The sequence below is a fragment of the Aliidiomarina haloalkalitolerans genome (assembly GCF_003987315.1).
Classification (GTDB): domain Bacteria; phylum Pseudomonadota; class Gammaproteobacteria; order Enterobacterales; family Alteromonadaceae; genus Aliidiomarina; species Aliidiomarina haloalkalitolerans.
The window spans coordinates 61,228-73,631 of the sequence record NZ_PIPI01000001.1 but is presented as its reverse complement, the minus strand read 5'-3'; the positions used below and the strand labels follow the sequence as shown (position 1 = coordinate 73,631).

General features: G+C 50.0%; 12 protein-coding genes. 2 read left to right on the top strand and 10 right to left on the bottom strand.

Going from position 1 to position 12,404, the window contains the following annotated elements; translation table 11 throughout:
• Window positions 1-2 precede the first annotated feature (2 nt).
• The 6 genes from acnD to grxD form a co-directional block, all read right to left on the bottom strand.
• Window positions 3-2,591, bottom strand: coding sequence for a Fe/S-dependent 2-methylisocitrate dehydratase AcnD (gene acnD, locus CWE06_RS00345; RefSeq protein WP_126790340.1), 2,589 nt, complete (start codon window positions 2,589-2,591; stop codon window positions 3-5).
• Between the two features lie 74 nt (window positions 2,592-2,665).
• A complete protein-coding gene (gene prpC, locus CWE06_RS00340; protein WP_126790339.1) occupies window positions 2,666-3,790 on the bottom strand; it encodes a bifunctional 2-methylcitrate synthase/citrate synthase in 1,125 nt (374 codons plus the stop codon).
• A 12-nt stretch (window positions 3,791-3,802) separates the two neighbouring features.
• Window positions 3,803-4,684 (bottom strand): methylisocitrate lyase, encoded by an 882-nt coding sequence (gene prpB / locus CWE06_RS00335; RefSeq protein WP_126790338.1) that lies wholly within the window; start codon window positions 4,682-4,684, stop codon window positions 3,803-3,805.
• Between the two features lies 1 nt (window position 4,685).
• The gene (locus CWE06_RS00330; RefSeq protein WP_126790337.1) at window positions 4,686-5,366 is read right to left on the bottom strand and encodes a GntR family transcriptional regulator; all 681 of its coding nucleotides are present in this window, start codon (window positions 5,364-5,366) and stop codon (window positions 4,686-4,688) included.
• Between the two features lie 205 nt (window positions 5,367-5,571).
• Window positions 5,572-6,177, bottom strand: coding sequence for a peroxiredoxin (locus tag CWE06_RS00325; protein WP_126790336.1), 606 nt, complete (start codon window positions 6,175-6,177; stop codon window positions 5,572-5,574).
• A 126-nt stretch (window positions 6,178-6,303) separates the two neighbouring features.
• Window positions 6,304-6,669, bottom strand: a complete 366-nt coding sequence (gene grxD, locus CWE06_RS00320; RefSeq protein WP_126790335.1) for a Grx4 family monothiol glutaredoxin — start codon at window positions 6,667-6,669, stop codon at window positions 6,304-6,306.
• Between the two features lie 279 nt (window positions 6,670-6,948).
• On the opposite strand from grxD, the gene sodB reads away from it, so the two are divergent.
• Window positions 6,949-7,530 carry a superoxide dismutase [Fe] gene (gene sodB, locus CWE06_RS00315; RefSeq protein WP_126790334.1) on the top strand — a complete coding sequence of 194 codons (582 nt, stop codon included), beginning with the start codon at window positions 6,949-6,951 and terminating at the stop codon, window positions 7,528-7,530.
• Window positions 7,531-7,607: 77 nt separating this feature from the next.
• On the opposite strand, the gene CWE06_RS00310 is transcribed toward sodB, so the two are convergent.
• A complete protein-coding gene (locus CWE06_RS00310; protein WP_126790333.1) occupies window positions 7,608-9,653 on the bottom strand; it encodes a S9 family peptidase in 2,046 nt (681 codons plus the stop codon).
• Window positions 9,654-9,702: 49 nt separating this feature from the next.
• Complete coding sequence (fadR, locus tag CWE06_RS00305) at window positions 9,703-10,413, bottom strand: fatty acid metabolism transcriptional regulator FadR (protein ID WP_126790332.1); 711 nt, start codon at window positions 10,411-10,413, stop codon at window positions 9,703-9,705.
• A gap of 138 nt (window positions 10,414-10,551) precedes the next feature.
• On the opposite strand from fadR, the gene dsbB reads away from it, so the two are divergent.
• Entirely contained in the window at window positions 10,552-11,094 is a 543-nt protein-coding gene (gene dsbB, locus CWE06_RS00300) for a disulfide bond formation protein DsbB (protein ID WP_126790331.1), read from the top strand.
• Window positions 11,095-11,100: 6 nt separating this feature from the next.
• Here the strand turns inward: dsbB and CWE06_RS00295 are convergent, their stop codons facing one another.
• Both CWE06_RS00295 and CWE06_RS00290 read right to left on the bottom strand, forming a co-directional pair.
• Entirely contained in the window at window positions 11,101-11,604 is a 504-nt protein-coding gene (locus CWE06_RS00295; protein ID WP_241972432.1) for a YcgN family cysteine cluster protein, read from the bottom strand.
• Entirely contained in the window at window positions 11,597-12,403 is an 807-nt protein-coding gene (locus CWE06_RS00290; RefSeq protein ID WP_126790329.1) for a fumarylacetoacetate hydrolase family protein, read from the bottom strand. Before CWE06_RS00290 ends, CWE06_RS00295 begins: the two co-directional genes overlap by 8 nt.
• Window position 12,404: the final 1 nt, after the last annotated feature.

Sequence of the window (12,404 nt, the reverse complement as noted above, 5' to 3'; positions counted from 1 at the left end):
TTTTAAGCGTTTGCTAAGAAGTCTTGTGCAAAGCGTTGCAACACACCGCCTGCCTCATAAATTGAGACTTCTTCGCCAGTGTCGAGACGACATTTCACTGGCACGTCAACTCGCTCACCATTGGCACGATGAATAATCAAGGTCATTTCCGCACCCGGTGCAATCTCACCTTCCACATCGTAGGTTTCGGTGCCATCGATGTTTAAGGTTAAGCGTGTAGTACCCGGCAAGAATTCCAATGGCAACACACCCATACCAATCAAGTTGGTGCGGTGAATCCGCTCGAAACCTTCAGCAACAATCGCTTCGACACCGGCTAAGCGCACACCTTTAGCAGCCCAGTCCCGTGACGATCCCTGACCATAGTCAGCGCCAGCAATGATAATCAACGGCTGTTTGCGTTCCATATAGGTTTCAATTGCTTCCCACATGCGCATCACTTTGCCTTCTGGCTCAACTCGCGCTAACGAACCTTGCACCACTTTGCCGCTCTCGTCCTTCACCATTTCATTAAACAGTTTCGGGTTGGCAAAGGTTGCGCGCTGTGCGGTTAAATGATCACCACGGTGGGTCGCGTACGAGTTAAAGTCTTCTTCCGGCACACCCATTTTTGCTAGGTATTCACCAGCCGCACTGTCCGCCATAATCGCATTCGACGGTGACAAATGGTCGGTGGTAATATTGTCACCAAGCACCGCCAACGGACGCAGGCCTTTTAAGCTATTCGCACTCGCCAATGCGCCTTCCCAATACGGTGGACGACGAATATAAGTGCTTTGTGGACGCCAGTCGTACAACGGATTCGTTTTCTCACCCATGTCGACGGAAATGTTAAACATCGGGTCGTAGACCTTACGGAACTGTTCTGGCTTCACTGCTTGCTTCACAATCGCGTCGATCTCTTCGTCGCTCGGCCAAATATCTTTCAAGGTCACCGGGTTGCCATCTTGGTCATAACCGAGCGCATCTTTTTCGATGTCAAAACGAATAGTACCGGCAATCGCATAGGCCACAACCAGCGGTGGCGACGCCAAGAACGCTTGTTTGGCATACGGGTGAATACGGCCGTCAAAGTTACGGTTACCCGACAATACCGCCGTCGCGTACAGGTCACGCGCAATAATTTCTTCTTGGATTTTCGGGTCTAAGGCACCGCTCATACCGTTACACGTGGTACATGCAAAGGCGACGACACCAAAGCCTAACTGCTCAAGTTCTGGCAGTAGCTCCGCATCTTCCAAATACATTTTTACAGTTTTCGAACCCGGTGCTAACGAGGTTTTCACCCATGGCTTACGGGTTAAACCTAATTTATTGGCGTTACGGGCAATCAAACCGGCGGCAATCATATTGCGCGGGTTCGAGGTATTGGTACAGCTAGTAATCGCCGCAATAATACAAGCGCCGTCCGGCATTTTGCCTTCTTCGTTCTCAACTTTACCCGAAATGCCGCGAGCTGCGAGTTCTGACGCAGGCAGCAATGCGTGCGGATTCGAAGGGCCAGCTAGGTTACGTTGTACTTTACTCAAGTCAAAGCTGAGTACGCGCTCGTACTCGGCCGTTTTCAGGCTGTCTGCCCACAAGCCGGTCTCTTTTGCGTAAGCTTCCACTAACGCAACCTGTTTCTCGTCACGGCCGGTCAGCGTTAAGTAATCGATGGTTTGCTGGTCAATGTAGAACATTGCGGCAGTGGCGCCATATTCTGGCGTCATATTGGAAATTGTCGCGCGATCACCAACGGTCAGTTTGTCTGCGCCTTCACCATAAAACTCGAGGTATGCGCCAACCACCCGCTCGCGACGTAAAAACTCGGTCATCGCGAGGACTAAGTCGGTGCTGGTAATGCCTGGCTGCAATTTGCCAGTCAGCTCAACACCAATAATGTCCGGTAAACGCATATACGAGGCACGGCCAAGCATTACGCTTTCCGCTTCTAAGCCACCGACACCAACGGAAATAACACCAAGCGCGTCGACCATTGGCGTGTGACTATCGGTACCCACACAGGTGTCTGGGAATGCCACACCGTCACGAATCTGCACCACCGGTGACATTTTTTCTAAGTTGATCTGGTGCATAATGCCGTTACCCGGCGGAATCACGTCAACGTTTTTAAAGGCCGTTTTTGTCCAGTTAATGAAATGGAAACGGTCATCGTTGCGGCGATCTTCAATCGCCCGGTTTTTCTCAAAGGCGTCTTTTTCAAAACCCGCATGTTCAACAGCCAGCGAGTGGTCGACAATTAACTGGGTCGGCACTACAGGGTTTACTTTGGCTGGATCACCGCCTTTAGCAGCAATGGCGTCACGTAAACCGGCTAAGTCAACCAATGCGGTTTGACCCAGAATGTCATGGCACACGACGCGTGCAGGGAACCATGGGAAATCCAAGTCGCGCTTGCGTTCGATAATTTGCTGCAAAGACGCGGTTAAGCGGCTCGGTTCGCAACGACGAACTAAGTTTTCCGCCAAAATCCGTGAAGTGTACGGGAGTTTTTCATAAGCGCCTGGCTGAATCGCTTCGACCGCTGCGCGGGTATCGAAGTACTCAAGATTCGTGCCAGGAAGCTGTTTGCGATATTCAGTATTCATAATGAACCACTAACTAGTCGTTGAATTGAATTTAGCGAAAAAAGGGAGAAGCGCTCGCTTCTCCCTTGGCTATTTTAGCGCTCGTTAATTGCAGGCACTGGGCGTGGACCTGGGCCGGTGTAGTCCGCACTTGGGCGGATAATCCGGTTGTTCGCACGCTGCTCTTTCACGTGTGCCGTCCAACCTGTCACGCGCGACATCACGAAAATCGGCGTAAATAATTTGGTTGGAATGCCCATGTAGTGATACGCCGAAGCGTGGAAGAAGTCCGCATTTGGGAACAACTTCTTCTCGCGCCACATCACTTCTTCACAACGCACAGACACGTCATACAAACGGCTGTCACCAAACTCTTTCGAGAGTTTTTCTGACCATTCTTTAATAATGTCATTGCGCGGGTCAAACTCACGGTAGATGGCGTGACCAAAGCCCATGATTTTCTCTTTGCGCTCTAACATGCCCATTAGGGTTTGCTCAGCGTCGTCCGCATCTTTCATATTCTCAATCAGTTCCATAGCGGCTTCGTTCGCACCGCCATGCAATGGCCCACGCAGTGAACCAATCGCGCCAGTCACACACGAGAAGATATCCGACAAGGTCGAGGCACAAACACGTGCCGTAAAGGTCGACGCATTGAATTCATGCTCTGCATACAGAATCAACGAGGTATTCATAACTGCGGTATGCAGTTCGCTTGGCGCTTTGTCATGCAATAAATGCAAGAAGTGTGCACCAATTGAATCGTCATCCGTTTGCGTTTCAATGCGCACGCCATCGTGGCTGAAACGGTACCAGTACAACAAGATACTTGGGAATGCTGCTAACAAACGCTCAATTTTCGCATCAGCTTGGCTAAAGTCTTCTTCTGGCTCAATGTTGCCAAGGAATGAACAACCGGTACGCATAACATCCATTGAGTGTGCGTCTGCAGGGATACGCTCAAGCACGTCTTTCAATGCCTGTGGCAAGCCGCGCTGTTGCTTTAAGCGAGCTTTGTAGTCAGCAAGTTGCGCTGCGTTCGGTAACTCACCTTTCGCCAACAAATACGCCACTTCTTCAAAACTAACTTTGTCGGCCAACTCTTTAATGTCATAGCCATAATACGTGAGGCCAGAACCGCTTTTACCAACCGTACATAACGCAGTTTCGCCAGCAACTTGTCCGCGCAAACCTGCGCCACCTAATTTCTTCTCAGACATGATTCGTTCCTCTTATTTTTTCGAAAACAGGGCGTCTAATTTTTCTTCAAACGAGTGATAGTTCAAAAAGTCATACAGCTCGGCGCGGGTTTGCATGGTCTCGACCACGTCTTTCTGATCTCCCTTCGCCAAAATATTTTCGTACACATTCAGCGCCGCTTTATTCATGGCACGGAAAGCACTCAACGGATACAACACCATTTCTACGCCGACGCCAGCGAGCTCATCTTTGTTGAATAGTGGCGTAGCACCAAACTCAGTAATATTCGCCAATACCGGTACATTCAGTGCGTTGGTAAACGCTTGATACTGTTCTAAGGTGTGTACCGCTTCAGCAAAAATTGCATCGGCACCGGCTTCAACACAGGCTTGAGCACGCTCAATGGCGGCTTCTAAACCTTCTTGTTGCAGAGCGTCGGTGCGCGCCATAATTAAAAACTGGTCGTCAATACGGGCATCCACCGCGGCTTTTACCCGGTCAACCATTTCACCTTGTGACACAATTTCTTTATTTGGGCGGTGACCACAGCGTTTTTGCGCAACTTGGTCTTCAATGTGAAAACCAGCTGCACCAGCGCGGGTCATTTCTTTCACGGTCCGGGCAATGTTAAATGCACCACCCCAACCGGTATCCGCGTCAACTAATAAAGGCACGTCAGTTGCACCAGTAATTCGGCGAATGTCTTCGCAGACGTCATTCAGAGAAGTCATGCCCAAGTCAGGTAAACCAAATGAGGCGTTCGCCACACCAGCACCTGACAAGTAAAGCGCTTTGTGACCAACTCGCTCGGCCATCATGGCGGTGTACGCATTAATCGTACCAACGATTTGTAATGGCTTTTCTGACTGAATCGCTTGGCGTAATTTGGCGCCAGCACTGTGCATTTGTGTCATGTTACTTCCCCATCTGTTGCAATTGTATTTCAATATGACGACGCGACGCGGCAATGTGCCGGCGCATCAATAAATCAGCAAGTTCACCATCGCGATTCGCAATCGCTTGGATAATTGCCTTGTGTTCGTCAAAGGCTCGCGACACCCGCGGTCCGTTCATGCCAAGCTGGACGCGATACATACGCATCAAGTAGTACAGCTCATCGCAAAGAATATTAATCAAATACTGATTTTTGCTGCCAAAAATAATCCGGTAATGAAAGTCTAAGTCGCCGGCTTCTTGGTAATAGCTCTCACCTTCCCGCACCCGCTGCTCTTGCAGGTGTTGGTCGAGTAAGCGGCGCATGTCGGCAATTTCATCATCGGCCATGTGCTCTGCTGCGAGGCGACAGGCCAAGCCCTCGAGCTCTTCGCGAATCTCATACAAGGAACGCAGCCCAGCCGTCGACAGGGTCACCACGCGGGCTCCTGCGTTCGGGGTGCGCTCAATTAAATGACAACGCTCGAGTCGCGCCAATGCTTCACGTAGTGGCGCTCGGCTCACCGCAAAACGGCGCGCAAGTTCAGGCTCACTGATCTTACTGCCAGCCGGAATTTCACCCGCTACGATAGCTTGTTGAATTTCCGCTAAAACGCGATCGGATGCTGTAATTGGTGAACGCCAAACGGGACTTTGAATCATAAAATTGTCGACAGCAAAAATGGAAAACCAATTTTAGATGGGAATTTAGCCAACTTCAAGGCGATATTAAATTATAATTGTCGACAATCTGCTAAGTTGTTGAAACTTTGACCTTGCGCAAAGCCTGATCAAAAAACCCAGCCACGAAGGACTGGGTTTTGACTGTTCAGTACTCGGTTACAGTACTCGGTTAGAAAACCGCGACTTACAGTTTATCGCTGTTCTTTGACAGGTAGTCAGCAACGCCTTTGGCATCTGCTTTCATACCTTCTTGACCAGCAGTCCAACCCGCTGGACATACTTCGCCGTGCTCTTGGTGGAACGCTAAAGCGTCAACCATGCGCAGCATTTCGTCAACGTTACGACCAAGTGGCAGGTCGTTGACGACTTGGTGACGCACTAAACCGTCTTCGTCAATTAAGAAAGAACCACGGAAAGCGACGCCCGCTTCTGGGTGCTCAACGTCGTATGCTTTACAAATTTCGTGCTTCACGTCAGCGACCAATGGGTATTTCACTTCACCAATACCACCTTTGTCCACTGGCATTGCACGCCAAGCATGGTGTGAAAACTGAGAATCGATAGAAACACCGATAACTTGTACGCCACGGCTTTCGAATTCTGCTAAACGCTTGTCGAATGCAATCAGCTCAGAAGGACAAACAAAAGTGAAGTCCAGTGGGTAGAAAAACAGAACCGCTTTTTTACCTTTGATGTGCTCGCTCAGCGTGAAGTTTTCAACAATCTCACCATTACCCAATACTGCGGCAGCAGTAAAATCAGGGGCTTGACGACCTACTAGTACAGCCATTGTTCTCTCCGATTAATAGTTAATATAAAAACAAGCCAGCTAGAAAGTTTCCCGCCTAGCTGGCTCGATTCAATTGGTTCGTGACTATGATGGGGCTGAAAAAAAACTTTTCAACCCTAAGGAAGGTTAATTGCTTTCTTTTTCATCAACTTCCGGTGAAGCTTCAGCAATGAGTGGCTGCAACTCGCCTTGTTGGAACATTTCGAGAATAATGTCACAGCCGCCGATTAACTCGCCGTTCACCCATAATTGCGGGAACGTTGGCCAGTTGGCAATTTTTGGCAATTCAGCACGAATGTCTGGGTTTTGCAAAATGTCGACATAAGCAAACGGTTTTCCACAGGCCATCAGAGCTTGCGATGCTTGCGCCGAAAAACCGCAGCTTGGAAGTTTAGGAGAGCCTTTCATGTACAACAACACTGGATTCTCAGCGATTTGCTGACGGATCCGAGTTTCTGTATCTAAATTCTGTTCAGTTTGGTTCTCTTGCATGAAAAACTCCTCGACACCAAGGTCAATAAACTCATTAACAAAACGCTATTGTATCACAGCTAGAAAATCGGGTTGAAGCCCCAACCGAAATTCCTGAGTAATTCTATCAACTTCTACCCCTTGAAATCCAAATGGACTACCTCCATGTATATAGAACAGAGCGGCGAAAGCATTTCATTTCCAATGAAGTCCGCTATAATGAATCGATCTTTGACATTAGCGTCCATCTCAATTTCTTTTGCTAGTGTCGCCACATGACAACCAATGGAGAAGCACATTATGGCTTTTGAATTACCTGCACTGCCTTATGAGAAAAATGCACTTGAGCCACACATTTCTGCTGAAACGCTTGAGTATCATTATGGCAAGCATCACCAAACGTATGTCGACAAGCTCAACGGTTTGGTTGAAGGTTCTGAGTTCGCGGGTAAATCACTTGAAGAGATCGTGAAAACTTCAAGTGGCGGTGTGTTCAACAACGCAGCACAGGTATGGAACCACACGTTCTACTGGCATTGCTTAAGCCCAAATGGTGGCGGTGAGCCAACAGGCGCTTTAGCTGACGCGATCAACGCCAAGTGGGGCTCTTTCGACAAGTTTAAAGAAGCCTTCGCCACCAGCGCTATCAACAACTTTGGTTCAAGCTGGACTTGGTTAGTGAAGAAGTCTGACGGCAGCCTCGACATCGTCAACACCAGCAACGCGGCAACGCCACTGACTGACAGCAGCTTGACGCCAGTATTGACTGTTGACCTGTGGGAACACGCTTACTACATCGACTATCGCAACGCACGTCCAAAATACATGGACGGCTTCTGGGCGTTAGTTAACTGGGAATTCGCGAGCAAAAACTTCGGTTAATTCGCAGTTTTAAACCTCCCAAACAAAAGGCACTGTCATCGACAGTGCCTTTTTTAATGGTGAACTCTCACCTGCGTTTAATCTTTATTCCGATACTTCTCGAACCAATAAATCACATAAGCCGGTTTTGCCATGTGGTTACTTGGCCGTGTGTGCAGCGCATGCGACGCACCCGGTACCCGCACCATAGCGGTGTCGACACCACGCAGCTGCAGCGCCTGATAATACTGCTCGGTTTCCGAAATCGGTGTCCGATGGTCGGCCTCACCCGTGAACAACAAGGTTGGCGTGTTGACGTTACCCACATAAGAAATTGGCGAGTGCTTTAAGTAATGCTCTGGATTTTCCCATGGCAAGTCTGGGAACCAATACTGACTGAAGTAGTTATACATGTCGGCATTGAGCACAAAGCTATACCAATTAATTACTGGGTTAATCGCAGCTGCTGCACGGAAGCGGTCCGTATGGCCAATCGACCAAGTGGTTAGCACCCCACCGCCACTGCCGCCGGTAATAAACAACTCGTCTTCGTTAATAAAGCCCTTCGCAATCACGGCATCAACGCCATCCATCAGGTCGTCGTAATCATGACTGGGGTAATTGTGATGAATCAAGTTGGCGAAGTCTTCACCATAACTAGTCGACCCACGTGGGTTGGTATACAACACCACATAACCCTGCGCTGCCATCAGTTGTAGCTCCATGGCAAAGTAAGGGCCATAGGCCGTGTGCGGTCCACCGTGAATTTCCAAAATCAGCGGGTACTTTTTGCTCGCATCGAAGTTCGGTGGGTAAATAATCCAGCCATGAATGTCGCGATTATCCACTGACGATGAATACCAGATTTCTTCTACCTTTCCAGGCGCCCGTTTGCGCAGTAAGTCGCGGTTCAAATGGGTTAATTGGCTACCGGTGCCATTCATGGTCACGACCGCAAGTTCAGCCGGTCGCTGTGTACTGGCTTGGGTGTAAACCACGCGCTGGTTGTCAAGCACGGCAAACTGGCCACCCGAATACGGCCGACTATAGGCGAGCCCGCCAAGGTCATCGGTGAGCACGCGCCGCTCACCTTGCAATGGCTGATAGGCAATTTTGCCAGCGCCGCGGTCGTCATAGTTAATAAACAAGCCATTGCCATTCGGTGCCCATTCAAAGCCACTAATATGTTGGTCTAAATCTGCCGTTAAGCTGCGCACACCTGAGCCGTCACGACGCATGACATATAAACCATGGTTCTGATGAGCCAGTTTACGGTCATCGACACCCGTGAACGCAATCCATTCGCCGTTCGGTGATAAGCGCGGATTGTTATCCGGGCCATAGCGATCGGTCAGTTGGGTAATCGCCCGCGATTCAATATCTAAACGATAAATTTCGCTATTTAACGGCTGCTTATGCTCGTCTTCACGGCGGTTAGCGGAAAAGTACAGTGCGCTGCCGTCTGGCGCCCAAGATAAAGGGCCAGAATGATGATACGCACCGCTAGTTAATTGAATCGGCGTGCCGCCGTCAGCGGCCATCAGGTAAATATGGCGATAGCCGGCGGGTAAATAGCCCGCGCCATCCGCTCGATACTGACGACTGTCGATGTAAATTGGTGCTTCAGCCCAAGTCGCTCCAGGTGGCTTGCCGGGCAAACTCACCGGTGCTGAACGTTGCTCTGGGGTGAACATAATAAATGCCAACCATTCACCGTCCGGTGACCAACTGACATTACTCGGACTACTCGGCAGTTGGCTAAGTTGCCCACTTCGGCCAGAGTCGGCCCAATACATGTGCAATTGACCATCGGCATTATAAGCCAGACGCGATCCGTCCGGAGACCATACCGGTTGGCTCGCATTTTGTTCTAATGGGGTTAGCGGTTGTAGCTGGCTGCCGTCTTCCTGCATTTGCCATAGACGTGAGCGGCGGCGATCGGTTTGCCGATCCATCCAGTTACGCACAAAGACAATGTCCGCGGACTGTGGGCGCGGAGCAGGATCCGAGGCGAATTCAAGTAGGAAAACATCATCATATTGCAGTGCAGGCCGAGATGTTTCGGCCCAAGCAGAAGCTGCGGCAGTTAATGTCGCTACAGCCACTGTTGCGGAATAAAGACAGGTTTTTTTTATGGTTAGCATCGTGCGTCTCTTGTTGTTGGTCGAGTCGCACGATGACTAATCAGACGTGCTAGTCGACAAGATTCTCAGGAATTGAGTCGCGAAGATCTTTCCAAATTGCGGCCGAGTCATAACCATACTGACGGACTAAACCGAGTGCGCCATTATAGTCTTTCGCTTCAACCAACTTTAAAAGCTCTTCATAGTAATTACGTGCAAGCTCACGGCCTTTACTTTCAGAAAAGTAAAATTGGCCAATGCGCGCATACAGTCCCTTGAACCCATTTAATACCAGTACATAAATCGGATTGCCAGAGGCAAGTGCCAATTCGTGGTTGAGTTGATAGTCAAAATCGGCGAACGCCTTGGGACTGTCTTCTAAGGTTTGGGCTGCACGCAATACTTCTGCGGCGCGCTCAGGATTGTGGCGAATGGCTTGGCGGATATAAATCGCACTGATATTCGTGCGCGCTGACAATAAATGGTCAACTAAATCCGGCATACCTTCTTCGTCAAGACGCGCAAGCGTTTCGAGAATATTCAAACCTGAGGTTTCCCAAAAGTTGTTCACCCGAGTTGGCTTGCCGTGTTGAATTGTCAACCAGCCGTCGCGCGCCAAGCGCTGTAATACTTCACGTAATGTGGTACGCGTCACGCCGATGAGTTCAGACAACTCACGTTCAGCCGGCAGGATCGAGCCCGGCGCAAAGTCACCTTTCCAGATCGACTTTACGATAAATTCCTCTGCAAACCCTGCAGGACTTTTTGCTTTAATAAACATAAGTGCCTTTCTTTGCTACAAATTTCAGAATACATTAAGGGCAATATCGGATTGTAACTTGCTCACAATGGTCGGACAAGTTTTATGATAGCATGTTTCAATTAATCGCCACTGAGTTTCTTAACGAAGATTACAGATATGAACATCAACTCGAAATCAATTCTCGAACATTTAGGCTCATGGCCGCAAAAACGTTGGCCTTGGCTGCTCTTAGCTGCGGCTGCGACAGGCTTGGTGTTAACCGCGTTGTACATGCAGCACGTCAACGAGCAAAACCCCTGTGAGCAATGTATTTACCAACGCACCGCCATGATTGGTATCGCGTTGTTTGCGTGGCTAGGCGCTGCGGCACCGCAATATTTTGCGGTACGTCTTGTGGCCTTTACGGGCTGGATTGGCAGCGCTTGGGCGGGCTTGTCGTCTGCTAACTACCATTTATGGTTTCAGCGCGAAGCAAACCCGTTGTTTACCAGCTGTTCTGCTTATCCGAACTTCCCCAGTTGGGCGCCTTTGCATGAATGGTTACCGAGTGTGTTTGCCATTACTGGCATGTGTGGTGATGACGGTTGGCGTTTATTCGGCCTGAATATGCCCGAGTGGATGCAGATTATTTTTAGTATTTTTCTTGGCCTAGCCGTTGTCGTGATAGCGGCGCGTTTGTTCGCAACTCGGCGAATTTAACCAAACTTAATCACAGTCGTGCAGCGGCCAAGTCACAATGGTCGCTTCGCTTGGCTCATCCCGTTCATCACTGGTTACGGGATAACCTGTAACTGCCATTCCGGCTGCTTCCATCGCTGCCCGCGAACCATCATGTAACAAGGGGTGCCAACTTGGTAAACCGCGGCCTTCGTGTAAGCGCCGATAAGCGCAACTTGGCGGCATGTAATGAATGCTGTCGAGGTCATCAGCAGTGAGCTGCACACAACCGGGCACAAAGCGATGGCGAATCGGGTAATGACGACAGCCGCCCTGCTCGGTATTCAGGAGTTTGCACGCAACGTGGGTGTAATGTAAATCTTCGCCAAGCTGCATAGGCGCGTCTTCCGGCAGGTCATCGCGCTCGTCTAACAGCTTATGTAAACAGCACTTGCCACAGCCATCACACAGCGACTCCCACTCTTGCGGTGTCATGTCTGGCAGTGACTTAGTTTGCCAAAACGCTGCGGCATTCGGTTTTTCGCTACTCACCTTGCCGCTGCCCCTGCGCGTTAGTGGTGGCTGTAGCGTTAGCGGTGGTGTTAGCAGCGTTAGCGGTGGTGTTAGCAGCGTTAGCGGTGGCATCCGCAACGTGTGCCTGCCAAGTAAATTCCTGTTCACCTGCCTGCAATGCTAGCACTAGTTCATCGCCCGCATGCAAAGCACTAACGCCAGCCGGTGTACCGGTAAAAATAATATCGCCCGGTTGCAAGCTAAATGTTGTGGCTATATCGAGGACTAACTGCGCAATCGGGAAGATCATGTCACTGACTTTGCCATGCTGCTGCAACGAACCGTTGCGGTGCAAGGTAAAGCTCAGCTCGTCAAGGTTAACACCAAGGTCTTCAACCGCAATAAACTCGGTAAGCGGCGCACTGCCAGCAAAAGCCTTTGCCCGCTCCCATGGCTGTCCTTGTCGTTTCAGTTGCTCTTGCAGGTCGCGTAAGGTTAGGTCGAGCCCTAGGCCAACACCTGCAATGGCTTTCAGTGCGACATTTGCTGTCGCAGCTTGTGCGGAGATTGAATCAGAACTTAAATGCTCACCAATGAGCAGTGTCAGCTCAAGCTCATGGTGACAGGAGCCCAGTCCCTGCGGGATATGCACAATATTTGTCCGACGTTGGCGCTCAGCGTCCTTACCGTCGACAAAGCCATACAGCGGCTGCCACGCGCTTGCGGGCTTCATAAACAGCAAGGGTTGCTCGGGAATGGCATTGCCAAGCTCGGCAGCGTGGGCGCCATAATTGCGCCCAACACAGACCATTTTCCCAATAGGCAGCGGTGCTAACATG